The following is a 25,825-nucleotide window of genomic DNA, read 5'->3' on the forward strand; positions in this document are numbered from 1 at the left end:
GGGTGGCAGATCTCCTTCGCGGTTACTGCGGCGGGTTGCCGTGCTTGCGGGACGGCAGATCGGCGTGCTTGTTGCGGAGCATCGAGAGGGCGCTGACGAGCACCTCGCGGGTCTCGGCGGGGTCGATGACGTCGTCGACGAGGCCGCGCTCGGCCGCGTAGTACGGGTGCATCAGCTCGGACTTGTACTCCTTGACCATGCGCGTGCGCATGGCCTCGGGGTCCTCGGCGTCCGCGATCTGCTTGCGGAAGATGACGTTGGCCGCACCCTCGGCGCCCATCACGGCGATCTCGTTGGTGGGCCAGGCGTAGGTGATGTCGGCGCCGATGGACTGGGAGTCCATGACGATGTACGCGCCGCCGTAGGCCTTGCGCAGGATCAGGGAGATCCGCGGGACGGTGGCGTTGCAGTACGCGTACAGCAGCTTGGCGCCGTGGCGGATGATGCCGCCGTGCTCCTGGTCGACGCCCGGCAGGAAGCCGGGGACGTCCAGCAGCGTGATGATCGGGATGTTGAAGGCGTCGCACATCTGGACGAAGCGCGCGGACTTCTCGGAGGCCTCGATGTCGAGGACGCCGGCGAGGTGGGCGGGCTGGTTGGCAACGATGCCGACGACCTGGCCGTCCATGCGCGCCAGGGCGCAGATGATGTTGCGGGCCCAGCGCTCGTGGATCTCCAGGACGTCGCCGTCGTCGACGAGCTCCTCGATGACCTTGTGCATGTCGTACGGGCGGTTGCCGTCCGCGGGGACCAGGTCCAGGAGGACCTCGCTGCGGCGGTCCGCCGGGTCGCTCGTCTCGTGGACGGGCGGGTTCTCCCGGTTGTTCGAGGGGAGCATCGAGATGAGGTAGCGGACCTCGGAGATGCAGGTCTCCTCGTCGTCGTACGCGAAGTGCGCGACGCCCGAGGTCTCGGCGTGCACGTCGGCGCCGCCGAGGCCGTTCTGGGTGATCTCCTCGCCGGTCACCGCGCGGACCACGTCCGGGCCGGTGATGAACATCTGCGAGGTGTCACGGACCATGAAGACGAAGTCCGTGAGGGCCGGGGAGTACGCGGCTCCGCCGGCGCACGGGCCGAGCATCACCGAGATCTGCGGGATCACACCCGAGGCCCTGGTGTTGCGCTGGAAGATGCCGCCGTAGCCGGCGAGGGCGGAGACGCCCTCCTGGATACGGGCGCCGGCGCCGTCGTTGAGGGAGACCAGCGGGGCACCGGCCGCGATGGCCATGTCCATGATCTTGTGGATCTTGGTGGCGTGGGCCTCGCCCAGGGCGCCGCCGAAGATCCGGAAATCGTGCGCGTAGACGAAGACCGTGCGGCCCTCGACCGTGCCCCAGCCGGTGATGACACCGTCGGTGTACGGCTTCTTGTTCTCGAGGCCGAAGCCGGTCGCGCGGTGGCGGCGCAGCTGCTCGACCTCCCTGAAGGAACCCTCGTCGAGGAGCAGTGCGATGCGCTCGCGCGCCGTCAGCTTGCCCTTCGCGTGCTGGGCCTCGGTCGCACGGTCACTCGGTCCACGCCGCGCCTGCTCGCGCAGGGAGTGCAGCTCGGCCACGCGCCCACGGGCGTCCGTCGGCTCGCTCGGGATCTGGTCCACAACGGTCATGTACCGACCTTACGAAGATCGTGATGAAAAACCTCCGTTCATTCCGCACAGTCTCGGGAGTCTTCCGCTGTCCGGCCCGCACAGAACCACCTGTGGAAGTAAGGACTCCGCCAGATGGGGCCATCCCCGGTTGTAGGACCTTCACAGAAATCGCCGACACCCCCACCAGTGGTTGAAATTTGAACGGAATGGTTCTAGTGTCTCTCGTGTCGAAGTCGTTGAAACTTAAACAGCTTCGGCGCCCCCCACACAGCATCACTACCAAGGAGTCAGTCATGGGTCTCTTCAACCGCCGCACCCCGGAGAACACCGCCGCCGTCGCCACCCTGGAAGTGGACCCGGCGCTGGCCGCCCTCACCGGCGACTACGTCATCGACCCGGCGCACAGCAGCATCGGCTTCACCGTCCGCCACGCGATGGTGACCAATGTCCGCGGCTCCTTCGCCGACCACGAGGGCACCCTGCACCTGGACGGTTCCGACCCGGCCCGCTCCACGGCCTCCATCGACGTGAAGATCGCCTCCGTGGACACCGGCATCGCCGACCGCGACGGCCACCTGCGCAGCGGCGACTTCTTCGACGCCGAGACCTTCCCGCTGATGACCTTCCGCTCCACCGAGGCCGCGTTCCTCGGCGGGGACACCTACCGGATCACCGGCGACCTCACCATCAAGGACGTCACCCGGCCGCTCTCCATCGACCTGGAGTTCAACGGCTCCGCCACCGACCCGTACGGCAACCAGCGCGTCGGGTTCGAGGGCAGCACGGACATCCTGCGCTCGGACTGGGGCCTGACCTGGAACGCGGCGCTGGAGACCGGCGGCGTCGTGGTCAGCGACAAGGTGAAGCTGACCTTCGACATCTCGGCCATCAAGCAGGCCTGACCAGCGGCACGGCAACCCGGGGGCGGCGCGGTCTAGAAGCCGCCCCCGTCGAATCCACCGCCGTCGAACCCGCCTCCGCCGCCGAAGTCCCCGCCGCCGAAGTCGGACGGGTTGAAGTCGGCCCCCGAGTAGTCCCCGCCGTCGTAGCCGCCGCCCGTGCCGCCCCCGTAGTCCGCCGCGTAGGCCGGGGTCGACATCATCGAACCGAGCATCGTGCCCACGAGCAGGCCGGGCAGGATGCCGCCGCCGAAGTAGCCGCCGGCCCAGGGGCCGTACGCCGGGCCGGCGTCGTAGTACGGCCGCGGCCCGTGCTCGGTGTCGACCGTGCGCACGGCCGGGTCCAGTCCGTCGCGCAGCCGCACCGCGTCCGCCGTGCAGACGGGCACGGTCCGCGCCGCCCCCGCGGCCGGAGCCCACGTCGCGTCCTCGGTGCTCGGCCCGTGGCGCGGGTCGAAGAAGCACGGAGCGCGGCGCTCCGGCACCGGCTCGCCCTGCCGCCGCGCATCCAGGCAGGCCAGGGCGTACCGCCCGTCCTCCAGTGCCTGGGTCACCCCGGTGACCTCTTCCGGGTACCGGACGGAGGCCATGATCTGCTTGGCCTTCTCGTAGGAGTCGAGCCCCCGCTCGTAGTCCTCGCGCATGGCATCGTCGGCGCCGGGCTCACCGGGGTGGAAGTCGAGGCGCTCCAGCTCCTCGCCGAAGGCCGTGATGTCCTCGTCGACGACCACGCTCAGCCGCTCGACGGCCTCGCGCCGGGCCTCTTCCTTCTTCCTGCGGTTCCGGCGGACCAGCGCGTAGGCGCCGCCGCCACCGATCGCGGCCACCGCGCCGAGGGTGACCAGCCCGCCGACCGGGACGCCCTCGTCGGCGCCGGTGGTGCCCCAGGAGCCGGGGGCACTGCCCCTGGTCTGGGTCAGAGCTTGGTCCACGAAGTTGTTCAGCTGGGTGCTCGCATCGACCGGGGCGCCCGTCTTGACCGCCTCGGTGAGGTTGCGGACGGCATTGGTCGGCATGACCGCCCGGTCGGCGCCGGCGCTGAAGCCGTCGCCGAGCCGGATCGCGTAGAGCCCGGTGATGCCGGTCTCCGCGCGGACCGCGGCGAGCACCTTGTCCTGCGGGAAGTCGGCGGTGGCCGGGAGCACGGCGACGAAGACCGGCTTCCCGGCGTCCTTGATCTTCTTCGCGAGCGCATCGGCCTCGGCCTTCGGCAGCTGCGCCTCGGCCCGCGGATCGACGTAGACGGGACCCTCCTTGAGGGCCTCGGCCACGGCGGCGACTCCGGTGTCCGCCGATGCCTGCGGTGCGACCGCCAGGGCGCTCGCACCGAGGGCCAGCAGCAGACCGGACAGCAACGATCCCCAGCGTATGGATATCAGCCTGGTCCTCATATCCATGACGCTACCCGAACCGGTACTTTCCCGTGTGAGCAGGACATAAGGGAGCTCCGGTCCGGACGCCGAGGCTCCTCGCCCACCCTTCCTGCAAGGGGGTGGGCCGGATGCGGCGGGCGCGGCTGACGGGGACGGCAGTGCTGGTGGCAGCGGGTGTGCTGGCGGGGTGCGGTCCCCCGCGGCACCACCTGATCGCCGCGTACAACGGGGACGACGGCAAGCCGTGGATCATGCTGGCGCCCTGCGGGCGGACCGACATCACGTCGGTGGACGTGTCGAGCCCTTCACCGCCGAGGACCTCGCCGGGCTGGAGCCCGGCGAGGTGTGGGCGGGCGGTCGGGCCAAGACGCGCAAGGAGTTCCGCGAGTACCGCGCCGACAAGTGCTGACGGCGGCTACTCGGCCGGCTCGACGCCCGCGTGGAGGAGGCCGTAGGTGAACGCGTCCTCCAGGGCCTGCCAGGAGGCGGCGATCACGTTCGGGGCGACGCCGACCGTCGACCACTCGCGGACCCCGTCCGTCGTGGCGACGAGCACGCGCGTCGTGGACTCCGTACCGTGCGTGCCCTCCAGGATGCGGACCTTGTAGTCGACCAGCTCGAACTTGGCGAGCTGCGGGTAGAACCGCTCCAGCGCCACCCGCAGGGCCCGGTCCAGCGCGTTGACCGGACCGTTGCCCTCGGCCGTCGCGACGATCCGCTCGCCCTTGGCCCACAGCTTGACCGTGGCCTCGTTGGCGTGGGTGCCGTCCGGGCGGTCCTCGACGATCGCCCGCCAGGACTCGATACGGAAGTACTTGCGGGCCCGCCCCTCGGCCTCGGCCCGCAGCAGCAGCTCGAAGGAGGCGTCGGCCGCCTCGTAGGTGTAGCCCTGGAGCTCGCGCTCCTTGACCCGCTCCACGACGCGGGAGATCAGTGCGCGGTCCCCGCCGAGCTCGACGCCGAGCTCCTTGCCCTTGAGTTCGATGGAGGCGCGGCCGGCCATGTCGGAGACCAGCATCCGCATGGTGTTGCCGACCCGCTCGGGGTCGATGTGCTGGTAGAGGTCCGGGTCGACCTTGATCGCCGAGGCGTGCAGGCCCGCCTTGTGCGCGAAGGCCGAGACGCCCACATAGGGCTGGTGGGTGGAGGGCGTGAGGTTGACGACCTCGGCGATGGCGTGCGAGATCCGGGTCATCTCGGCGAGCGCGCCGTCGGGGAGCACCCTGCGCCCGTACTTGATCTCCAGTGCGGCGACGACGGGGAAGAGGTTGGCATTGCCGACGCGCTCGCCGTAGCCGTTCGCGGTGCACTGCACGTGGGTGGCGCCGGCGTCGACGGCGGCCAGGGTGTTGGCGACGGCGCAGCCGGTGTCGTCCTGGGCGTGGATGCCGAGGCGGGCGCCGGTGTCGGCGAGGACGGTGGCGACGGTCGCCGACACCTGGGCGGGCAGCATGCCCCCGTTGGTGTCGCAGAGGATGACGACGTCGGCGCCGGCCTCGTGCGCGGTGCGCACGACGGCTTTCGCGTACTCGGCGTTGGCCCGGTAGCCGTCGAAGAAGTGCTCGCAGTCGACGAAGACCCGGCGGCCCTTGGCGACCAGGTGGGAGACGGTGTCCCGGACCATCTCCAGGTTCTCGTCCAGGGTGGTGCGCAGGGCGAGCTCGACGTGGCGGTCGTGGGACTTGGCGACGAGCGTGATCACGGGGGCGCCGGACTCCAGCAGGGCCCGGACCTGCGGGTCCTGGTCGGCCGAGCCGCCGGCCCGGCGGGTGGCGCCGAAGGCGACCAGCTGGGCGTTCTTGAAGTCGATCTCCGCCTGGGCGCGGGCGAAGAACTCGGTGTCGCGGGGGTTGGCGCCGGGCCAGCCGCCCTCGATGAAGCCCACTCCGAAGTCGTCCAGATGGCGGGCGATCGTCAGCTTGTCGGCGACCGTGAGGTTGATTCCCTCACGCTGGGCGCCGTCGCGCAGGGTGGTGTCGAAGACGTGGAAGCTGTCGTCCAGGCCCCCGGCGAGCGCACTTGCCGCCTCTGGTGTCGTCGTCATGCTGATCTGACTCCTGTCGGATGAGTTGGTTCCGGAAACCCGCCAATGGGGAAGGCCGCCGTCACTGCCCCCATCATCGCGCGCAGTCCGCTCCCGGCAGGGATGGGCCGGGAAACGAAAAAACCCCTCGCGGGTAGCGAGAGGTCTGCACGCGGGTCCGAGGCACGGTGGCCGCGTCCGCGAAGTTCTTCCACGGTTCAGCGGCCACTGGGGACCGGCGCGCTGCTGGCAATAATCATGAGCTGAGCAGGCACGGTCGCAGTGTGGCACACCGCCCACCGCAGATGGACAGGCGTCTCAGCATGCGGGCGGCACCCGTCCGTGGCGGACCGGCTACGGCCGGACGGCCAAAGTGTCGGTGAGGAACTCCCGTACGTGGGCCAGGATGGCCGTCCGGTCGAGGGTGGGGAGGCCCACCGCCAGCTGGATGCTGAAGCCGTCGAGCAGCGCCCGGATGCGGGTCGCCACGCGCTCGGCGTCCACCGGGCGGAACTCCCCGCGCGAGATGCCCTCGGCGAGCAGGGCCACCAGGTCGCGGTGCCAGGCGCCCTCGATGGCCGCCTGCCGGTCGCGTTCCTGGGGGCCGGCGTTCTGGGAGCGGTTCCACACCTCCAGCCACAGGGTCCAGTGCGGGTCGCGGGCGCGGGTGGGCACGTACAGGTCCACGTACGCCTGCAGGCGCTCGGTCACCGGACCGCGGCGGGCGAGCAGGGCCCGCCGCGCGCTGCCCAGTTCGGCCTCGCTCCACTCCAGCGTCTGGAGCAGGAGCTCGTCCTTGCTGCGGAAGTAGTAGAGGAGGTGGCCGCTGCTCATGCCGACCTCGCGGCCCAGGCCGGCCATGGTCAGGCCTTCCAGCCCGCGCTCGGCGATCGTGGCCATGGCGGCGACGAGTACGTCCTCGCGCGGGGGCGCGTTCTTGCGCGCCGCCCGTACCGGTACTCCACCCGCCGCCATGGGCCACTCCTTCGTGAGGTCCGCCGTAGGTCAGACCTTCGGCTGCTGCTGGGTGATGCAGTGGATACCGCCACCCCCGGCGAAAATCGTACGTGCGTCGACGAGGGTCACGGTCCGTTCGGGGAAGAGGCCGCGGAAGATCTCGGCGGCCTCCTCGTCGCGCGGGTCGTCGAAGGAGCACAGCACGACGCCGCCGTTGCACAGGTAGTGGTTGATGTAGGAGTAGTCGACCCACTCGCCGTCCTCCTCCAGCACGGTCGGGGCGGGGATCTCCACGACCTCCAGCTGCCGGCCTTGGGCGTCGGTGGACGCGCGCAGGATCGCCGCGATGGTCTTGCAGCGCTCGTGGTCCGGGTGGGACGGGTCGGGCTGGGTGTGCACCATGACCACGCCGGGGCGGGCGAAGGCCGCGACGATGTCGACGTGGCCCTGGGTGCCGTAGGTGCCGTAGTCGCCGGCCAGGCCGTACGGCAGCCAGATCGCCCGGGTGGTGCCGAGGTGGGCGTGGATCTCGGTCTCGACCTGCTCGCGGGTCCAGTCGGGGTTGCGGCCCTTGCCCAGCTGGACGGTGTCGGTGAGCAGCACGGTGCCCTCGCCGTCGACGTGGATGGCGCCGCCCTCGTTGACCAGCGGGGTGCTGAACGTGCGGGTGCCGAGCACGTCCGAGACCTGGCGGGCGATCTTCGAGTCGTGGTCCCAGCGGGCCCACTCCTGGGCGCCCCAGCCGTTGAAGGTCCAGTCGACGGCGGCAAGCTCGCCGGCGTCGCTGGTGACGAAGGTCGGGCCGATGTCGCGCATCCAGGCGTCGTCGAGCTCGCGCTCGACCACGTCGAGTGCGTGGCCGTCACCGGCGCCGGCGATCGCCCGGGCGTTCTCGGCGTCGCCCGGGGAGACGACGAGGGTCACGGGCTCGTACGCGCGGACCGCGCGGGCGACGGCGCCCCAGGCCTCGCGGGCCTCGGCGAGCTCCTGCTCGTTGGTGAAGGTCGGGTTCGGGCTGGGCCAGGCCATCCAGGTGCGCTCGTGGGGCGTCCACTCGGCGGGCATCCGGAATCCGTTGTGCACGGGCTTGGCGGTCATGGCAGGCAGGTCCTTACGGGCTGTGCTGGCTTACAGGAAGTACAGGCGGTTGAGGGAGACCGATTCGGCGGCTTCGGAGCGCAGGGGTTCCCCGTCGAGGGAGACGAGTCCGCTGCGCGCGTCCACGTCGACCGCGCCCACCCGGGAGTTGAGGAGCAGGTTGCCGGGGCCGATGCCGCGGGTGCCGCGGACGGCGACCCGGCGGCGTCGGGTCGGCATCTCGTCGCTGCCCAGTGCCGCCGCCGCGGCGGAGACGAACGCGACGGAGATGTCGGCCGCGGTGGCCCCGTACGAGCCGAACTGCGGCCCGAGGACGAGGGGTTCGCAGGTGTCGGTGGCGGCGTTGGGGTCGCCGGTGACGCCGTGGGCGGGGAAGCCGGACTTGAGGACGAGCTGCGGCTTGGCCCCGAAGAACTGGGGGCGCCAGAGCACGATGTCGGCGAGCTTGCCGACCTCGATGGAGCCGATCTCGTGCGCCAGGCCGTGGGCGATGGCCGGGTTGATGGTCAGCTTGGCCATGTAGCGCAGCACGCGGGCGTTGTCGTCGCCCTCGCCGTCGCCCTCCAGCGGCCCGAGCTCGCCCTTCATCTTCGCGGCCATCGCGAAGGTGCGGCGGACGGTCTCGCCGGCCCGGCCCATGCCCTGGGCGTCGGAGGAGGTGATGCCGATCGCGCCCAGGTCGTGCAGGACGTCCTCGGCGCCCATCGTCCCGGCCCGGATCCGGTCGCGGGCCATGGCGGCGTCGCCGGGGAGGTCGGGCTTGAGGTCGTGGACGGAGACGATCATCCCGTAGTGCTCGGCGACCGCGTCCCGCCCGAACGGCAGCGTGGGGTTGGTGGAGGAGCCGATGACGTTGGGCACGCCCGCCATCTTCAGCACGTTCGGGACGTGTCCGCCGCCGCAGCCCTCGATGTGGAAGGCGTGGATGGTCCGGCCCTCCAGCACCCGCAGGGTGTCCTCGACGGAGAGGCATTCGTTGAGGCCGTCGCTGTGCAGGGCGACCTGCACGTCGTACTCCTCGGCCACCCGCAGCGCCGTGTCCAGGGCCCGGGTGTGGGCGCCCATGTCCTCGTGCACCTTGAAGCCGGAGGCGCCGCCCTCGGCGAGGGCCTCGACGAGGGGTGCGGCGTCGGAGGAGGAGCCGCGGGCGAGGAAGCCGATGTTCACGGGCCAGGCGTCGAAGGCGTTGAAGGCGTGCTTCAGGGCCCACGGGGAGTTGACGCCGACGCCCCAGACGGGGCCGAACTCCTGGCCGATGACGGTGGTCACGCCGGCGGCGAGCGAGGCCTCCATGATGCGCGGGGACAGCAGGTGGACGTGGGTGTCCACCGCTCCCGCGGTGGCGATCAGGCCCTCGCCGGAGACGATCGAGGTGCCGGTGCCGACGACGACGTCGACGCCGTCGAGGGTGTCGGGGTTGCCGGCCCGGCCGATCGCGTGGATGCGGCCCTCGCGGATGCCGATGGAGACCTTGCGGATGCCGAGGACGGCGTCGATGACCAGGACGTTGCTGATCACGACGTCGCAGGTCTCGCGGACCGCGGCCGCCTTCAGATGCAGGCCGTCGCGGGCGGTCTTGCCGAATCCCGCCAGGAACTCGTCCCCCGGCTTCTGCGCGTCCGACTCGACCCGGACGGTCAGCCCGGAGTCGCCGAGCCGGACCCGGTCCCCCGCACGGGGGCCGAACACGGCCGCGTACTCGTGCGGATCGATGTGCCGGCTGCCCGGCGCGCAGTGCGCACTGTGGTCGGTGTGCGGTGTCTGCCTGCTCATGCCGTCGTCCCTTCCGGGCGGTCGGCGGGGTCGGCCGGGCCGGCCCCGGTCGGGGTGACTCCCAGGTAGCCGCAGGCCGCGGCGCGGCGCAGGGCCTCCTCCCGGGCCCCGGGGGCGTCGAGCGGGCCGTCGACCAGACCCGCGAAGCCGATCGCGACGCGGTCGCCCCCGAGGGGGACGAGGCCGACGTCGCCCTCGCCGTGCGGGTCGAACCGTACGGACGAGCCCGCCGGTACGCACAGCCGCATGCCGTAGGCCGCGGCGCGGTCGAAGTCCAGGCGCGGGTTCGCCTCGAAGAAGTGGAAGTGCGAGGTGACGCTCACCGGCACGTCGGCGGTGTTGCGCACGTGCAGGTGCAGGACCGGCTCCGGCTGGGGGACGCCGGGGCCGGGAACGACGGCGCCGGGGGCGTCGTCGCCGAGCGGCACCGCGCCCCGGACGGGGGAGGAGACCACGGCGAGGCGGGATCCGTCGTCGAAGACGGCCTCCACGTGCACCTCGGTGACCACGTCGGCGACGCCCGGCAGGACGTCGTCGGGGCCCAGCACGCTGCGGGCCTCCTCGATGGCCTCGGCCAGCCGTTTTCCGTCGCGCGCGGCCTCGCAGACCGTGTCCGCGATCAGCGCGGTGGCCTCCGGGACATTGAGTTTCAGGCCACGGGCCCGCCGGGCCCGGGCCAGTTCCGCAGCGCTGCGGAGCAGCAGCCGGTCGCGCTCCGTAGGGGTCAGCCGCACGCCGATCCACCACCTCTTGAGTCGATGGGTTAGAGCATCACTCTAACTCTTCATTTCCTTGCTGGGAATCATTGACCTGAGCACAGGGCTTGAGTCACATTGAGTGTCGCTCAAACACAAGCGCAACCACCCCCCGCCCTGCCAAGGGAGTCCCCCATGCCCATCGAACAGCGCGGAGTCGACACCATCCCGGAGGAGGAGCGGACCAGCGGTCCCCGTGACCTGATATCGATCCTGCTCGGCTCCAACCTGTGCCTCGGTGTGATCGTCTTCGGCTGGCTGCCCCCGTCCTTCGGACTCGGCCTGTGGCCCTCGGTCACGGCCATCGTGACCGGCACCCTCGTCGGCATCGCCTTCACCGCGCCGCTGGCACTCGTCTCCCTGCGCACCGCGACCAACCTCTCCACCTCCAGCGGCGCGCAGTTCGGCGTGCGGGGACGGCTCGTCGGATCGGTGGTGGGCCTGCTGCTCTCGCTCGGCTACACGGCACTCACGCTGTGGATCGGCGGCGACGTGATGGTCGGCACCCTCGCGCGGCTCACCGGGCTCCCGGACACCGGCCTCTCGCGGGCGGTGATGTACGGCCTCCTCGCCGCGTGTACCGTCGTCGCGGCCGTCTTCGGCTACCGGCTGCTGCTGCGCATGAGCAAGGTGCTGTCCATCGGCATGGTGGTGCTGCTGGCGGTCGGCTTCGTCGCCTACGCACCGGACTTCACCACCGCCGCGCCGCCCGAGACCGCGTACCTGCTCGGCTCCTTCTGGCCGACGTGGCTGCTGGCCGCCGTCGCCGCAGGCCTCAGCGGGCCCGTCGCCTTCATCACCCTGCTGGGCGACTACACGCGCTACATCTCCCCGCGCCGGCACGGCTCGCGCAAGGTCCTGTGGGCCACCGCCTTCGGCCTGCTGATCGGCCTGCTGATCCCGCAGCTCTTCGGCACCTACACGGCGCTGGCCGCCCGGGCGGGCCTGGACTACGCCGGGCCGCTGGTCGAGGCCGCACCCTTCTGGTACCTGCTGCCGCTGCTGGCGGCCGCCGCGGCCGGCTCGGTCGGCAACGCCGGGCTGATGCTCTACTCCATGGGCCTGGACCTCGACGCGATCGTCCCCCGGGCGACCCGCACCACGGCCACCGTGATCGCCGCGGCCGTCGCGACCGCCTTCGTCTTCGTCGGGTCGTTCGAGTGGGACGTGCAGTCCGCGATGACCTCGTTCGTCCTGGTGCTCACCGCGATCGGCACCCCCTGGGCCGTGATCACCCTGATCGGCCACGTGCGCTGCCGCGGGGTCTACGACGCCGACGCGCTCCAGGTCTTCAACCGCCGCTCGGTGGGCGGGATCTACTGGTACCGCTCCGGCTGGAACCTCGCGGCCACCGCGTCCTGGGCGATCGGCGCGGCCGTCGGCCTGCTCGCCGTGACCACCCCCTTCTACGAGGGCCCGCTGCTCGCCCTCACCGGCGGCGTGGACTGCTCCTTCGTCCTCTCCGGCCTCACCGGCGGGCTCGTGTACGCCGCGCTCACCGCCCGCCGCGCTCCCGCCCCGGCCCCGGCAGCCGCCGCCGAGGAGCCCGCGTACGCAGCTGGTTACTGGCCCAGCGGGTGCATCCAGCCGTGGGTGTCGGCGGCCTGGCCGGTCTGGAGCTCCAGCAGCGCCTTGCGCAGGCGCATGGTGACCTCGCCGGGCTCGCCGTCGCCCTGGGTCCAGTCGGCGCGCTCGGACTTGACCGAGCCGACCGGGGTGATGACGGCGGCCGTGCCGCAGGCGAACACCTCGGTGAGGGTGCCGTTGGCGTTGTCGCGCTGCCAGTCCTCGGTGGTCAGGCGGCCCTCCTCGGCGGTGTAGCCGAGGTCGCGGGCGATGGTGAGGAGGGAGTCACGGGTGATGCCGGGGAGCAGGGAGCCGGTGAGCTCGGGGGTGACGATGCGGTCGCCGTACACGAAGTACAGGTTCATCCCGCCCATCTCCTCGATCCAGCGGTGCTCGACGGCGTCGAGCCAGACCACCTGGTCGCAGCCGTGCGAGGCGGCCTGGGCCTGCGCGACGAGCGAGGCGGCGTAGTTGCCGCCGGTCTTGGCCGCGCCGGTGCCGCCCTTGACCGCGCGGACGTAGTCCTCGGAGAGCCAGACCGAGACGGGCTTGACGCCGCCGGGGAAGTACGCGCCGGCGGGCGAGGCGATGACGATGAAGAGGAACTCGTTGGCCGGGCGGACGCCGAGGCCGACCTCGGAGGCGAACATGAACGGGCGCAGGTACAGCGAGGCCTCGCCGGAGTCCGGCACCCAGGCGCGGTCCTGCTTGATCAGGACGTCGCAGGCCTCGATGAAGAGCTCGACCGGCAGCTCGGGCATCGCCATGCGGCGGGCGGAGGCCTGGAAGCGCGCGGCGTTGGCCTCGGGGCGGAACGTGGCGACGGAGCCGTCGGGCTGGCGGTAGGCCTTGAGGCCCTCGAAGATCGTCTGCGCGTAGTGCAGGGTCATGTTCGCCGGGTCGATCGAGAGCGGCGCGTACGGGACCAGCTCGGCGTCGTGCCATCCGCGGCCCTCGGTCCACTTGATCGTGACCATGTGGTCGGTGAAGTGGCGGCCGAAGCCGGGGCTGGCCAGGATCGCCTCGCGCTCCGCGTCGGACAGCGGGTTCGAGGAGGGCTTGAGCTCGATCGTGGGCGTCGTCATGAGTGCTTGTCCTTCACCGGTTGTGTATGGCGGACCGCGCTCACGGCGTACTAGGACGTCCGAGCTTCCCCGCATTCCGCGGCCTCGCGTTCGATTATCGCGCGTGGGCGGGCTGCGGAGAAGCGGGGGATTGCGGCCCAGGGGAGATGGTGGCACCCGGGGCCGCACAGGAAAAGCCGCCAGGTCCCATTGTGACCCGGCGGCTTCCTGAGGTGGAGCGGCCGGGTCAGCCGGCTACTCGCGCGGCGAGGGCGTCGCCGATCGCGTCCGTGGAGCGGAAGGTGCCGTCGCGCTCGGCGAGGTCGGCGGAGACCGCGTCCTCGATGCGGACGGCCTCGGCCTCGTAGCCCAGGTGGCGCAGCAGGAGGGCGACGGAGAGGATCGTCGCGGTCGGGTCGGCCTTGCCGGTGCCGGCGATGTCCGGGGCCGATCCGTGGACGGGCTCGAACATGGACGGGAAGGCGCCGGTCGGGTTGATGTTCCCGGAGGCGGCCAGGCCGATTCCGCCGGTGACGGCCGCGGCCAGGTCGGTGAGGATGTCACCGAAGAGGTTGTCCGTGACGATGACGTCGAAGCGCTCCGGCTGGGTGACGAAGAAGATCGTCGCGGCGTCGACGTGCAGGTAGTCGGTGGTGACCTCGGGGTACTCCTGGCCGACCTTGTCGAAGATGTTCTTCCACATGTGGCCCGCGTACACGAGGACGTTGTTCTTGTGGACCAGCGTCAGCTTCTTGCGGGGGCGGGAGTTGGCCCGCTCGTACGCGTCACGGACGACGCGCTCGACGCCGTAGGCGGTGTTGATGCTGACCTCGGTCGCCACCTCGGCGGGGGTGCCGGTGCGCAGGCTGCCGCCGTTGCCGGTGTACGGGCCCTCGGTGCCCTCGCGGACCACGACGAAGTCGATGTCCGGGCGGCCCGCCAGCGGGGTGGCGGTGTTGGAGAACAGCTTCGACGGGCGCAGGTTGATGAAGTGGTCGAAGGCGAAGCGCAGCTTCAGCAGCAGGCCGCGCTCCAGCACGCCGGACGGGACGGAGGGGTCGCCGATGGCGCCCAGCAGGATCGCGTCGTGGTGCTTGAGGGCTTCGAGCTCCGCGTCCGGGAGGGTCTCACCGGTGCGGTGCCAGCGCTGGGCGCCGAGGTCGTATTGCTTGGTCTCCAGCTTCACATCCTGGGGCAGGACCGCGGTAAGGACCTTGAGTCCCTGAGCCACGACTTCCTGGCCGATGCCATCACCGGGGATCACTGCGAGATTGATGCTGGTCGACATGGCGAAACCGTACTCCGTGTCCAGCCCTCAGACATTTCACGTCCACGATGTGGACGCGAAATGTCCCGGGCGGGCGATGGGCCAGGACGGGTCAGTGGCCGGTCGAGCCGCCGTTGTCGCGGCGGTCGAGGGCGCGCTGCAGGGCGGCGGCGGCGTTCTTGCGCTCGTCGGCCGAGGCGGAGGCGTGGCGGACGCGGCGGGTGGTGGTGGTTGCGGTCATGGTGATCGACTCCTTGAGATCACGGCGTGGCGGGGCCACGGATGAGGGGTTCCTTCAAGGCGCCGGAAGAGGCGGGGAGCTGTGCGCCGCAGGGGTTGCCTGCCAGGGGCGCGCGCTCTCGACCGCCATTCGCCTGATCGGCGAGACGTTCGGCTCCTACAAAGCTAGGGCAGGTCCCGCTGTATGTCTCGGCAGTTACTCGGACTTCCTACTATCTGAGACGCGAATCCCCTCGGAAAGCCGCCTCCAGAGGGTCCGCTTCAGCCTCTCTCGGAGCGAAGTTCCCTGATCAGGGCCCTGATGGCGAGGGTGGAGGCAGCTTCCGGCGTAGTGACGTATCCCACCTGCCTCAGCGGCCCCTGCGGGCCCAATCCGGTGATCTCCACCGCCTCGGTCGCCTCCTTCAGGGAGAGCTCGGGCATGATCGCCATGCCGAGCCCGCGGCCGACCATGGTCAGCACCATCGCGTCGTCCTCCGCCTTGACCGTCGCCCGCGGGATCCAGTCCTGGGCCCGCCACCAGGCGCGGGTGTAGGAGCCGCAGTTCTCGTCCCAGTCCATGAGGGGCAGCGACCTCGGGTCGGGATGCCCCGCCGGGTGCACCAGGTGGTACGCCTCCTGCGTGAGCACCCCGGTCAGCAGGCCGGGCGGCGCCGCGTCCTGCGCGCCGCCCAGGGTGGCGATGCCCAGGTCCGCACGGCCCGCCGCCACTTCCCCGGCCGCGCCGGCACCGATCTCGCGCACCACGCGGACCTCGGGGCGGATGCCGGGATGCCGGGCGGTCAGCCGTTCCAGGGCGGGGGGCAGCAGGTGCAGGGCCGCGCTGCGGAACGCCGCGATCCGCACTACGCCGCCGAGGGTGTCGCGGCCCCCGTCACGGCCTGCGCCGCGCGCCTCCGCGCCCATGGCCTCGTACAGCCGCAGGATGCGGCGGGCGTGGCCGACCGCCCGCTCCCCCGCCGGTGTGGGCGACGCCCCGGACCTCCCGCGCTCGAAGAGCACCGCGCCGAGCTTGGCCTCGCTCCCGCGCACCGAGTGCGACACGGCCGACTGGGTCAGGCCGAGCACCGCGGCCGCGGCGGAGAAGCCGCGGGCTTCCGCGACGGCGACCAGGATCCGCAGTTCCTGCGGGAGGAGATCGGACACCCGGGGCCCCCACCTCGTTGTATGAGTGACGTTCATGGACTCGTGACTTCCATGAACCCAACCCCCTGCCCGGCCACGGGATTCCTTCCTAGCGTTCGGGCCATGACCACGAACACCGCTCGCGCCGTCCACCAGATCGCCCGCCCCGACGGCTTCCCCGCCGCCTCCGACTTCGCCTACGTCGCCTCCGCGGTCCCCGAGCCCCGGCCCGGCACCGCCCTGGTGGAGAACCTGCTGCTCTCCGTGGACCCGTACCACCGCGGCCTGATGGACGGCGGCGAGGGCGGCTTCGAGCTGAACACCCCGCTGGAGGGCCGCTCGGTGGGCCGGGTGATCGCCTCCCGCGACCCGGGGCTGCGCGAGGGCGACCTGGTCTTCCACCGCGCGGGCTGGCGCACCCATGCCCTGGTCACGCTCGGCGTGGACGGCACCCGCACGCTGCGGGGCCACGCGGGCGTCCCGCTGGAGGCGTACCTGTCCGTCCTGGGCGGTACGGGCCTGACGGCGTACGCCGCGCTGACCCGGACCGCGGGACTCCGCAAGGGCGAGGACCTGTTCGTCTCCGCCGCCGCGGGCGGGGTCGGAACCGCCACGGGGCACATCGCCCGGCTGCTGGGCGCACGGCGGATCATCGGCAGCGCCGGCTCGGCGGCGAAGGTCCGCCACCTCACGGACGTGCTCGGCTTCGACGCGGCCTTCGACTACCACGACGGCCCGGTCGGCGAGCAGCTGGCGCAGGCTGCTCCGGACGGCATCGACGTCTACGTGGACAACGTGGGCGGCGAGCACCTGGAGGGCGCGATCGGCGCGCTGAGGGAGTTCGGCCGGATCGCCTGGGTCGGCGCCGTCTCGACCTACAACGGGGACCGCTCCCCCGCCGCGCCCCGCAACCTCTTCGAGGTCGTGCACAAGTCACTGCGCCTGGAGGGCGTATTGGTTCGACACCACACCAATCTGCAGGACGAGTTGGAGGACTTCCTCGTCCCCCATCTGCGCACCGGCCGGATCGGCACCGACACCACCGTTGTGCAGGGCTTCGAGCACACGGTGGACGCCTTCCGGGGCATGCTCCGCGGAGAGAACACGGGCAAGATGCTCGTGCGGATCGGCGGCTGATTCCGGCCACCCGGAAGTTCACCGAACTCTTACCGCACGGCTGTAGACCTTTGAAGGCACCCCCGCCACCCTTGCCGTCGATGTGCCACCGGGGCACCACAGTTGGAGGCGAGGGGCCAGTGACACCGATCAGCCGAAGAGGTTTCGTGGGAATCGGCGCCGGGCTGATGGCGGGAGCGGCCCTGCCCGCCGTGGCGCCCTCGTCGGCGGCCGCGGCCGCCGCGAGCGGCACCATCACCGACGTGAAGCACGTGGTGGTCCTGATGCAGGAGAACCGCAGTTTCGACCACTACTTCGGCAGGCTGAAGGGCGTCCGCGGGTTCGGCGACCGAGCCGCCGGCAACATCCCGGGCGGCTGGGGCACGTTCAACCAGCCCAACTGGGGTGCCCGGCAGTACCCGTGGAAGCTGTCCGCCACCCCGCCTGCGGGCGGCGCGGACGGCGCGACCCTGGCCCAGTGCAGCGGCGACCTCCCGCACAGCTGGACCTCGCAGCACGCGGCCTGGAACAAGGGCCGGATGGACAACTGGGTCCTGGGCGTCGGCAACACCCGCACCCTCGGGCACCTGGACCGTGCCGACATCCCCTTCCACTACGCCCTCGCCGACCACTACACGATCTGCGACGCGTACTTCTGCTCCGCCCTCAGCGCGACCGGCCCGAACCGCACGTTCCTGTGGAGCGGCAGGATCGACGCCGCCAGCAAGGACGGCGGCGACGAGTCGGGGCTGACCTGGGAGACGTACGCGGAGGCCCTGCAGCGCGCCGGGATGACCTGGAAGGTCTACCAGAACGGCCAGGACAACTACGGCGACAACGGTCTCGCCTACTTCAAGAACTTCACCGACGCGGCCCCCGGGAACCCGCTGTGGGACCGGGGCATGGGCTCGGTCCCCAAGGCCACCGGCTCCACCCCGGACGACATCGCGGCCGCGATCCGCGCCGATGTCGTCGCGGGCACCCTCCCCCAGGTGTCCTGGGTCGTCGCGAACGAGGCGTTCTCCGAGCACCCGTACGCCCCGCCCGGCGACGGCGCGCATTTCGTGGACCTCGTGTACCGCGCCCTCGCCGCCGACCCCGAGGTCTTCGACTCCACCGTCCTGTTCCTCAACTACGACGAGAACGACGGCTTCTTCGACCACGTGCCGCCGCCGATCGCCCCGCCCGGCACCCCCGGCGAATACCTGGACGGCATGCCGATCGGGCTCGGCTTCCGCGTCCCCATGCTGGTCATGTCCCCCTGGACGCGCGGCGGCTGGGTCAGCTCGGAGGTCTTCGACCACACCTCGGTGCTCCGCTTCATGGAGACCTGGACCGCCGCCCTGGGCACCTCTGCCACCTGCCCGAACATCAGCGCCTGGCGCCGCCGGGTGGTGGGCGACCTGACCGGCGTCTTCGACTTCGCGCATCCGGTGTACGGGATCCCCGCGGGCCTCCCGTCGACCGCCAAGGTGATCGGCCAGGGCACTTGCGCCCCGCTGCCCAACCCGGTGCCGCAGGACAACGCTCTCCCGGTGCAGGAGCCCGGCACCCGCCCGGCGCGCGCCCTCCCGTACCAGGTCAACGGGAACCTGGACCGCTTCGAGTTCGGGGCGGCCGGCCAGATCACGGCCTGGTTCTCGATGACCAACCAGGGCGCCCGGGCCAAGCGGCCGGCGCACTTCTCGATCCACCCGCACCAGCACCGGGACACCACCGCCTGGCAGTACACGGTGGACCCGGGCGGCACCTCGACGGACTACTTCCACATCGGGCTCGGCCACGGCTCCGGCACGTACGACATCTCCATGTACGGGCCGAACCGCTTCCTGCGGCGCTTCATCGGCGACGCGTCCAGGGCGGGCAGGGCGATCGAGGTGGCGGCGCGGTACGCGGTGGAGCCCGGTACCGGCAAGACGGCGATCTGGTTCAAGATGACGAACTCCTCCGCCTCTCCCGTCACCTTCACCATCGGCTCCAACGCCTACCGTTCGGACGGCCCGTGGTCGTACACCGTCCCCCCGAACTCCTCCCGCGAGGACTTCTTCAACGCGGTGGCCTACCACAAGGGCTGGTACGACTTCACGATCCTGGCCGACTCCGACGGCACCTGGTCGCGCCGCTACACGGGCCACATCGAAACGGGCTCGGCGAGCGTCTCCGGCTAGGGAGCGTCCCTACAGGACGTCCCCGTCGCGCCAGTCGAAGTCGAGCCGCGCGGCGGGGTCCGGCCGGATCCCGCCGGGCGGGGCCCACACGTAGGTGGATCCCTCCTCCTCGGGCAGCCGCACCGGCCCGTCCGGCGAGAGCGCCCCCACCTCGCCCGGCCACACCGACCAGCCGCGGGCCAGGTACAGCCCGGCCCCCTCCTGCGAGGCCGACAGCGCGCCCAGCACATAGGCCCCCGCCACGACCTGCTCCAGCCGGGCCATCACCTGGCCGCCGAGGCCGCGGCGGCGCAGGTCGGCCCGGACGGCCACGGCCTCGACGTATCCGGTGCGCAGGGCACGGCCCCGGTGCAGGACCCGCCGCTGCACGACGCTGCCGTGCGCGGCGAGCCGGCCGTCCACCCCGATCAGCACGTGCATCCCGCCGAGCGCGTGCTCGAAGTCCTCGTCGGCGAAGTCCCCTTCGAAGGCGGCGTCGAGCAGCGACCGGATCGCGCGGAGCTCGCCGGCGGTCAGTTGCGAGGTGTGTGCGGTCCGCGTGTCCATCACTGCTCCAGCCAGTCGGTGTACCAGGTGCGGAAGTCCGGGCTCTCGGGAGAGTGGCAGCCGAATTCCTGGTCCACGTGCCAGATCTGACCGGCCAGGGGGCCGCCCAGAATCAGCCTCATATAGATGCCGCAGCCCTCCTCGGCCAGCATGAGCGTGCCCAGGGTCAACCCCTCGGCCTGGTCGAACCGGCGGTTGTCGTCGAACGGGCGGGGCGTGCGGATCGGGCAGGGCGCGGCCAGCCGGCCCGGCCGGCGGTCGTCCCGCCACTCGTCGTCCACGGCCCAGTCGTCGTCGGCCTCGGGGCGCGGGGTGATCAGCGGCATCAGCCCGTGCCGGGGGCCCGCCGGGCCGTCGCCGACCGTCGTGACGAACGTCCGGTACTCCCCGGGCAGCCGGATGCCGTGCTCCTCCTCGAAGGCCCGGACCTCCGCCTCCGGGAGCGGCGGCCTGAGCTCGTACCGGAGGGTCTTGGCACGCAACCGCGCCCGTACGGCCTGCGCGTCCCAGTCGTTCATTCCGCGAACGTACCAAGGACGGGGACCGCATTGCGGACGCCGAACGCCGCACACCGGCCGCCATCGGCCGAAGCGGCTCTAGCGGTCTGGACCAATGCCTCGGCAGACTCGCCCCATGTCGCCCGATACCCAGCAGTGGACCCCCACCCACGGCCAGCCGTACCGCCCCGCCGCCCATCGGCCCGAGCGCATGCCGCAGCACGAATCCCTGGCGCGCGCGGCCGAGTTGCGGGCCCGGATGGACCAGCGCCGGACCGTACGCCACTTCTCCCCCGACCCGGTGCCCGAGCAGGCCGTCCTGGACGCCGTCGCCTGCGCGGCGACGGCGCCGTCCGGGGCGCACCAGCAGCCGTGGACCTTCGTCCTGGTCAAGGACCCGGCCGTGCGCCGGCAGATCCGGGCGGCTGCGGAACAGGAGGAGGCGCTGTCCTACGACGGCCGCCTCGGCGACGAGTGGCTGGCGGCGCTGCGCCCGCTGGGCACGGACGCCGTGAAGACCCACCTGACGGACGCCCCCGCGCTGATCGTGGTCTTCCAGCAGCGGTACTGGCTCGGCCCAGACGGCACGAAGCGCAAGCACTACTACGTGGACGAGTCGGTCGGCATCGCCGTCGGCATGCTCCTGTCCGCCCTGCACCTGAGCGGCCTCGCCGCCCTGGTCCACACCCCCAGCCCGATGCGCTTCCTGAGCCACGTCCTGAACCGGCCGGCGAACGAGAAGGCCTTCGCGGTCATCCCGGTCGGCTACCCGGCGGACGACTGCGTGGTCCCGGACCTCATCCGCAAATCCCTCGACCAGGTCATGGTCGAGGTGTGACCACCTCGCCGCCGGGCGGCTCCGGGGCCTGCCCGGGAGCCGCCGCGGCCTGCCCGCCGCCGAGAGCCTCGGCGAGCCGCATCCCGATCCGCACCCGGTCCTCGGGGGTACCCGCCTCCATGGCGGCCCGCACCTGCCGCAGGATCAGCCAGTCCCGCACCACTTTCGCCACCCCGAGCACGGCAGCCGTGACGATCACCGCGGTCAGCATCACGATGCCCTCCGCGCCGCGGCGTCCCGGGCGCAGCAGAGCCCGCGCCGCAGGGTGACGAAGGCGCCGCCCATCGCGATCTCACCGGGGAACCACGGCTGGTCCCGCAGCCGCTCGGCGACCCCGCCCGGCCGCTGCGCCAGACCGCTCCGGCGCAGCCTCCGCTCCAGCTCGCGCCGTTCCACGGCGCAGCACCACTCCACGACCACGTCGCCGCCGCCGTGGGTGTACACGTTCGCCGATCCGTGGGCGGCCCCGGCCGCGCCCAGCAGCCGCGGGCGTCGCAGGAGCCTGCTGTTCAGCCAGTCCTGCGCCGCGACCGAGCCGGGGTCGCCCCCTGCGTCGGCGCGCCCGTCCAGCTCCGCCGCCTCGGCGGGGTGCAGGCGGTGGCGGTTGCGCCGCCACAGCTGTGCCAGCCCGTCGCCGTGCTCCGGCAGCACCGGGCGCCAGTCCGGGTCGGGGTGCAGCAGATGGACCGCGGCCCGGGCCCGCAGCCGGGTCAGTGCCCAGCTCCGGCCCGTCGGGACGATGCGCAGCCCGGGGACCCCGCGGAGTCCGCCGTAGTGCTCGTCGATGCGCGGCAGCACCGTGGCAAGGACCCGGTCCGCCATGGCCGGGTGCAGTCCGAGGGCCAGCCCGGTGCGCGCCGGCCGGGCGGAGGTGAAGCCGAAGAGGGCCCCGTCGCGGTGCTCGCTCTCACGGAGCCCGTCGGCGAGCTCGGCCAGCATGAGTGACTCGAGGACGCGCTGGCCCTCGTCCTCGGCGTCCGGGACGGGTTGGCGGTGGTCGATCAGCCCCGCTTCGGCCCAGCCGAGGCAGGTGCGGTGCGTCAGTCCGGTGGCCGCGCGGCAGATGGACGCGGCACGGTGGTGGTTGTCGGTTCGCCTGGACATACGTCTCCCCGGGCGCCGGTCCCGGTACGGGCGCGTAGAGGTTGCGTATCTCCAGCGGTCTTTCCCACCCCGTACGGGAACTCGGTAGAGCCCTTGGCTCCCCCGGGGCGCCGGGCCCGGGTATTGGAGCTGGTCGCCGTACACGACAACTACGCCCAGGCTAGCAGGAGTTCCCCGGTCCGGGAATGGAAACCGCCCCCGCTCCGGACTTGGGGGTACCGGAGCGGGGGCGGGGTTCAGCAGGGGCCGGAGGTCAGCCCATGTGGGGGTAGCCGTACTCGGTCGGCGGGACCAGGGTCTCCTTGATGGAGCGGGTCGAGGTCCAGCGGAGCAGGTTCGACGCGGCGCCGGCCTTGTCGTTGGTGCCGGAGGCGCGGCCGCCGCCGAAGGGCTGCTGGCCGACGACGGCGCCGGTGGACTTGTCGTTGATGTAGAAGTTGCCCGCCGCGAAGCGGAGCTTCTCCATCGCGTCCGCCGCCGCGTAGCGGTCCGCGGCGATGATCGAGCCGGTCAGGGCGTACGCCGAGACGGACTCCATCTGCGCGAGCATGGCGTCGTAGTTCTCGTCCTCGTAGACGTGGATCGCCAGGATCGGGCCGAAGTACTCGGTCGTGAAGACCTCGTTCTCCGGGTCGGTGCACGCGATGACGGTCGGGCGGACGAAGTAGCCCTCCGAGTCGTCGTAGGTGCCGCCGGCGACGATCTCGCAGGTCGGGTCGGCCTTGGCGCGGTCGATCGCGGCCTTGTTCTTCGCGAAGGAGCGGTCGTCGATGACGGCGCCGATGAAGTTGGTCAGGTCGGTGACCGGGCCCATGGTGATGCCGTCGACCTCGGCCGCGAAGGCCTCCTTGAAGCCGTCGTTCCAGATGGAGGCCGGGACGTAGGCGCGCGAGGACGCCGAGCACTTCTGGCCCTGGAACTCGAAGGAGCCGCGGGTCAGGGCGGTCTTCAGGATCGCGCGGTCCGCGGACGGGTGCGCGACGACGAAGTCCTTGCCGCCGGTCTCGCCGACCAGGCGCGGGTAGGACTTGTACTTCTCGATGTTGTTGCCGACCGTCTTCCACAGGTGCTGGAAGGTCTTGGTCGAGCCGGTGAAGTGGATGCCGGCCAGCTCGGGGTGGTTCAGGGCCACCTCGGAGACGGCGATGCCGTCGCCCGTCACCAGGTTGATGACGCCCTTGGGCAGGCCGGCCTCCTCCAGGAGCTCCATGAGGAGGACCGCGGAGTGGGTCTGCGTCGGGGACGGCTTCCACAGGACCACGTTGCCCATCAGGGCGGGAGCGGTCGGCAGGTTGCCGGCGATGGCCGTGAAGTTGAACGGCGTGATCGCGTAGACGAAGCCCTCGAGCGGGCGGTGGTCGCTGCGGTTCCACACGCCGGCGGAGTTCGCGACCGGCTGCTCGGCCAGGATCTGGCGGGCGAAGTGGACGTTGAAGCGCCAGAAGTCGACGAGCTCGCACGGGGTGTCGATCTCCGCCTGCTGGGCGGTCTTCGACTGGCCGAGCATGGTGGAGGCGGCGAGCTTCTCGCGCCACGGGCCGGACAGCAGCTCGGCGGCGCGCAGGATGATCGCGGCGCGGTCGTCGAAGGACATCGAGCGCCAGGCCGGGGCGGCGGCCAGGGCGGCGTCGATGGCCTCCTGGGCGTCGGCCTGGGTGGCGTTCGCGTAGGTGCCGAGCACCGACTTGTGGTCGTGCGGCTGGACCACGTCGAAACGCTCGCCGCCGCCCATCCGCTTGACGCCGTTGATCGTCATCGGAAGGTCGACCGGGTTCTCGGAGAGCTGCTTGAGCTGCTCTTCGAGGCGCGTGCGCTCCGGGGTGCCGGGGGCGTACGAGTGGACCGGCTCGTTGACCGGAGCGGGGACCTGGGTCACAGCATCCATGGGGCTGATAACTCCTTAGACCTGGTTCTTGGCTAGTTCTTGGTGATCATCGAGCGGACGAAGAAGAGCAGGTTGGCCGGCTTCTCCGCGAGACGGCGCATGAAGTAGCCGTACCAGTCCGTCCCGTACGCGGTGTAGACGCGCATGCGGTGGCCCTCGGCGGCGAGCCGCAGGTGCTCCTCGCTGCGGATGCCGTACAGCATCTGGAATTCGTACTCGTCCAGCTTGCGCCCGGCCTTGCGGGCGAGCTCCTGGCCGATGGCGATCAGGCGCGGGTCGTGTGACCCGATCATCGGGTAGCCCTCGCCGTCCATCAGGATCTTCAGGATGCGGACGTAGGCCTTGTCGATCTCCGCCTTGTCCAGGTACGCGACCTCGGCGGGCTCCTTGTAGGCGCCCTTGACGATCCGGACGCGGCTGCCGTTGGCGGCCAGCCGGCGGGCGTCGGCCTCGGTGCGGAAGAGGTACGCCTGGATCACGCAGCCGGTCTGCGGGAAGTCCTTCCGCAGCTCCTCGTGGATGGCGAACATCGAGTCGAGGGTGGTGTGGTCCTCGGCGTCCAGCGTGACGGTGGTGCCGATGGCGGCGGCGGCCTCGACGACCGGGCGGACGTTGGCGAGCGCCAGCTCGTGGCCGCCCTCCAGGGCCTGGCCGAACATGGACAGCTTGACGGACATCTCGGCCTTCTCGCCGAGGCCGAGCTCCGCGAGGCGCTCGATGAGCCGGAGGTAGGCGTCACGCGCGGCGTGGGACTGCTCCACCTCGGTGATGTCCTCGCCGACGACGTCGAGGGTGACCTCCAGGCCGGCCTGCGTGAGGTCCTCGACGATCGGGATGACCTGATCGACGGTCTCGCCGGGGATGAACCGGTTCACCACGGGCTTGGTCACCGGGGCGGCAGAGACGATACGACGCATCTTGTCGCTGCGCGAAGCGGCGAGGATCACGGGACCCAGCACGGGGCACCTCCAGCGGGTGGCAGAAGAAAAGCGCAAGTAAAACCACCGTGAAACCTAAGGATCGCTTTGATCCTCTGCCATCGACAGCTGTCACGCATCCGTGTCCGCGATCTCATACATCTGTCTGAAGAGGAGGGGTGGGAGTGGGAGAATGTGCGCGTGAAGGGCGATTACCAGGACCTGGTGGACGAGATCTCGGCGCTGCTCGGCGCCCCGGCGACCCTGGAGAACCGGGACTTCCGCCTCATCGCCTTCGGCGCCCACGACAGCGACGACGATCTGGCGATGGACCCGGTGCGGACCCGGTCGATCCTGACGCGGCAGTCGACGGCGGCCGTGCGTTCCTGGTTCGAGGGCTTCGGTATCGCCCGCGCCACCGGTCCCGTCCGCATCCCGGCGGCGCCCGAGGCGGGGGTGTACCGGGGGCGGATCTGCCTGCCGGTGCGCTCCCGGGGCATCGTGCAGGGCTACGTGTGGCTGCTCGACCAGGAGCCCGGCACGCCCGGCCCCGACCCGGCGGCGCTGGCCGCGGCCATGGAGGTGGCCCAGCGGATCGGGGTGCTGCTCGCCGAGGAGGCGAAGGCGGGGGCGGATCTGTCGCGGGAGTTCCAGGCGGTGCTCACCGCCGGGCGGGGGTGGCAGCAGGACATGGCGGTGGCCGCGCTGCGGGCCGCCCTCGGGCCGGGCGGGGACGGCCTGCACGCGGCGGTCTGCGTCGCGCCGTGGCCCGGAGAGACTCCCGCGTCCGTGCCGGGCGCGGCGGCGGTGTGCGTCGTACCCCTGCGGGGCGGCGGTGCGGGCGAGCCCGGCGACGCGCCGGGCGCCGGACCGGCGGGCGGGGGCCTGGCTCTGGCCGTGCTGCTCCGGCTGCGGTCGACGGACGCGCTGGCTCCGGCGCTGACGGCGGTGGCGCGGCTGCTGCCGCGCACGGCGGAACCGGCGGCCGCGGCGGCCGGCACCGGCCAGATCCCCCGGGCCCGCGGC

Annotated in this window: 23 protein-coding genes and 1 pseudogene; 7 read left to right on the forward strand and 17 right to left on the reverse strand. The window is 71.6% G+C overall.

Features of this window, described 5'->3' with window-relative positions; genetic code table 11:
* Positions 1–22 precede the first annotated feature (22 nt).
* Positions 23–1,606, reverse strand: a complete 1,584-nt coding sequence (locus E6U81_RS22235; protein ID WP_136231845.1) for an acyl-CoA carboxylase subunit beta — start codon at positions 1,604–1,606, stop codon at positions 23–25.
* Between the two features lie 275 nt (positions 1,607–1,881).
* On the opposite strand from E6U81_RS22235, the gene E6U81_RS22240 reads away from it, so the two are divergent.
* Positions 1,882–2,490, forward strand: coding sequence for a YceI family protein (locus E6U81_RS22240; protein WP_136231846.1), 609 nt, complete (start codon positions 1,882–1,884; stop codon positions 2,488–2,490).
* Positions 2,491–2,522: 32 nt separating this feature from the next.
* On the opposite strand, the gene E6U81_RS22245 is transcribed toward E6U81_RS22240, so the two are convergent.
* Positions 2,523–3,878 carry a hypothetical protein gene (locus E6U81_RS22245; RefSeq protein WP_136231847.1) on the reverse strand — a complete coding sequence of 452 codons (1,356 nt, stop codon included), beginning with the start codon at positions 3,876–3,878 and terminating at the stop codon, positions 2,523–2,525.
* A gap of 226 nt (positions 3,879–4,104) precedes the next feature.
* Here E6U81_RS22245 and E6U81_RS39950 point away from each other — a divergent pair, with 226 nt between their 5' ends.
* Complete coding sequence (locus E6U81_RS39950) at positions 4,105–4,269, forward strand: hypothetical protein (RefSeq protein ID WP_168714704.1); 165 nt, start codon at positions 4,105–4,107, stop codon at positions 4,267–4,269.
* Between the two features lie 6 nt (positions 4,270–4,275).
* Here the strand turns inward: E6U81_RS39950 and cimA are convergent, their stop codons facing one another.
* The 5 genes from cimA to ureA all read right to left on the reverse strand — a co-directional run bounded on the left by cimA (position 4,276) and on the right by ureA (position 10,445).
* Entirely contained in the window at positions 4,276–5,904 is a 1,629-nt protein-coding gene (gene cimA, locus E6U81_RS22250; protein WP_136231848.1) for a citramalate synthase, read from the reverse strand.
* Positions 5,905–6,237: 333 nt separating this feature from the next.
* Positions 6,238–6,858 carry a TetR/AcrR family transcriptional regulator gene (locus tag E6U81_RS22255; protein WP_136231849.1) on the reverse strand — a complete coding sequence of 207 codons (621 nt, stop codon included), beginning with the start codon at positions 6,856–6,858 and terminating at the stop codon, positions 6,238–6,240.
* Between the two features lie 30 nt (positions 6,859–6,888).
* Complete coding sequence (locus E6U81_RS22260) at positions 6,889–7,938, reverse strand: agmatine deiminase family protein (protein ID WP_136231850.1); 1,050 nt, start codon at positions 7,936–7,938, stop codon at positions 6,889–6,891.
* A 30-nt stretch (positions 7,939–7,968) separates the two neighbouring features.
* Positions 7,969–9,711 carry an urease subunit alpha gene (locus E6U81_RS22265; protein ID WP_136231851.1) on the reverse strand — a complete coding sequence of 581 codons (1,743 nt, stop codon included), beginning with the start codon at positions 9,709–9,711 and terminating at the stop codon, positions 7,969–7,971.
* Positions 9,708–10,445, reverse strand: coding sequence for an urease subunit gamma (gene ureA / locus E6U81_RS22270; protein ID WP_136231852.1), 738 nt, complete (start codon positions 10,443–10,445; stop codon positions 9,708–9,710). The genes E6U81_RS22265 and ureA overlap by 4 nt, the downstream gene beginning before the upstream one ends.
* 156 nt (positions 10,446–10,601) lie before the next feature.
* On the opposite strand from ureA, the pseudogene E6U81_RS22275 reads away from it, so the two are divergent.
* A pseudogene (locus tag E6U81_RS22275) lies at positions 10,602–11,963 on the forward strand (cytosine permease); the annotation flags it as partial.
* A gap of 65 nt (positions 11,964–12,028) precedes the next feature.
* Here the strand turns inward: E6U81_RS22275 and E6U81_RS22280 are convergent.
* The 4 genes from E6U81_RS22280 to E6U81_RS22290 form a co-directional block, all read right to left on the reverse strand.
* Positions 12,029–13,117, reverse strand: a complete 1,089-nt coding sequence (locus E6U81_RS22280; RefSeq protein ID WP_136231853.1) for a branched-chain amino acid aminotransferase — start codon at positions 13,115–13,117, stop codon at positions 12,029–12,031.
* A 226-nt stretch (positions 13,118–13,343) separates the two neighbouring features.
* Positions 13,344–14,384, reverse strand: a complete 1,041-nt coding sequence (locus E6U81_RS22285; RefSeq protein ID WP_136231854.1) for a 3-isopropylmalate dehydrogenase — start codon at positions 14,382–14,384, stop codon at positions 13,344–13,346.
* Between the two features lie 91 nt (positions 14,385–14,475).
* On the reverse strand, positions 14,476–14,604 hold the full coding sequence (locus tag E6U81_RS41745; RefSeq protein ID WP_276615817.1) for a hypothetical protein: 129 nt from the start codon (positions 14,602–14,604) through the stop codon (positions 14,476–14,478).
* Positions 14,605–14,864: 260 nt separating this feature from the next.
* Positions 14,865–15,749, reverse strand: coding sequence for a LysR family transcriptional regulator (locus E6U81_RS22290; RefSeq protein WP_240803949.1), 885 nt, complete (start codon positions 15,747–15,749; stop codon positions 14,865–14,867).
* A 102-nt stretch (positions 15,750–15,851) separates the two neighbouring features.
* On the opposite strand from E6U81_RS22290, the gene E6U81_RS22295 reads away from it, so the two are divergent.
* Both E6U81_RS22295 and E6U81_RS22300 read left to right on the forward strand, forming a co-directional pair.
* A complete protein-coding gene (locus E6U81_RS22295; RefSeq protein ID WP_136231856.1) occupies positions 15,852–16,865 on the forward strand; it encodes an NADP-dependent oxidoreductase in 1,014 nt (337 codons plus the stop codon).
* 119 nt (positions 16,866–16,984) lie between these two features.
* Positions 16,985–19,012, forward strand: coding sequence for a phospholipase C, phosphocholine-specific (locus E6U81_RS22300; protein WP_136231857.1), 2,028 nt, complete (start codon positions 16,985–16,987; stop codon positions 19,010–19,012).
* A gap of 9 nt (positions 19,013–19,021) precedes the next feature.
* Here E6U81_RS22300 and E6U81_RS22305 read toward each other — a convergent pair whose 3' ends face one another.
* Both E6U81_RS22305 and E6U81_RS22310 read right to left on the reverse strand, forming a co-directional pair.
* Positions 19,022–19,558, reverse strand: coding sequence for a GNAT family N-acetyltransferase (locus E6U81_RS22305; protein WP_136231858.1), 537 nt, complete (start codon positions 19,556–19,558; stop codon positions 19,022–19,024).
* A complete protein-coding gene (locus E6U81_RS22310) occupies positions 19,558–20,076 on the reverse strand; it encodes an SMI1/KNR4 family protein (RefSeq protein ID WP_136231859.1) in 519 nt (172 codons plus the stop codon). Before E6U81_RS22310 ends, E6U81_RS22305 begins: the two co-directional genes overlap by 1 nt.
* Positions 20,077–20,191: 115 nt before the next feature.
* Here E6U81_RS22310 and E6U81_RS22315 point away from each other — a divergent pair, with 115 nt between their 5' ends.
* Positions 20,192–20,893 carry a nitroreductase family protein gene (locus E6U81_RS22315; RefSeq protein ID WP_136231860.1) on the forward strand — a complete coding sequence of 234 codons (702 nt, stop codon included), beginning with the start codon at positions 20,192–20,194 and terminating at the stop codon, positions 20,891–20,893.
* Here the strand turns inward: E6U81_RS22315 and E6U81_RS22320 are convergent.
* The 4 genes from E6U81_RS22320 to E6U81_RS22335 form a co-directional block, all read right to left on the reverse strand.
* Positions 20,877–21,107, reverse strand: coding sequence for a hypothetical protein (locus E6U81_RS22320; RefSeq protein ID WP_136231861.1), 231 nt, complete (start codon positions 21,105–21,107; stop codon positions 20,877–20,879). The two genes, E6U81_RS22315 and E6U81_RS22320, sit on opposite strands and share 17 nt — an antisense overlap.
* Positions 21,104–21,997: a hypothetical protein gene (locus tag E6U81_RS22325; RefSeq protein WP_136231862.1), complete on the reverse strand. Its 894-nt coding sequence runs from the start codon at positions 21,995–21,997 to the stop codon at positions 21,104–21,106. The genes E6U81_RS22320 and E6U81_RS22325 overlap by 4 nt, the downstream gene beginning before the upstream one ends.
* A gap of 253 nt (positions 21,998–22,250) precedes the next feature.
* The gene (gene pruA, locus E6U81_RS22330) at positions 22,251–23,882 is read right to left on the reverse strand and encodes an L-glutamate gamma-semialdehyde dehydrogenase (RefSeq protein ID WP_136231863.1); all 1,632 of its coding nucleotides are present in this window, start codon (positions 23,880–23,882) and stop codon (positions 22,251–22,253) included.
* A 32-nt stretch (positions 23,883–23,914) separates the two neighbouring features.
* The gene (locus E6U81_RS22335) at positions 23,915–24,841 is read right to left on the reverse strand and encodes a proline dehydrogenase family protein (RefSeq protein ID WP_136231864.1); all 927 of its coding nucleotides are present in this window, start codon (positions 24,839–24,841) and stop codon (positions 23,915–23,917) included.
* Between the two features lie 159 nt (positions 24,842–25,000).
* Between E6U81_RS22335 and E6U81_RS22340 the strand changes: the two genes are divergently transcribed.
* The coding region (locus E6U81_RS22340) for a PucR family transcriptional regulator (RefSeq protein ID WP_240803950.1) at positions 25,001–25,825 on the forward strand (825 nt) is incomplete at its 3' end.

The organism is Streptomyces sp. A0592 (assembly GCF_004795115.1).
Taxonomy (GTDB): domain Bacteria; phylum Actinomycetota; class Actinomycetes; order Streptomycetales; family Streptomycetaceae; genus Streptomyces; species Streptomyces erythrochromogenes.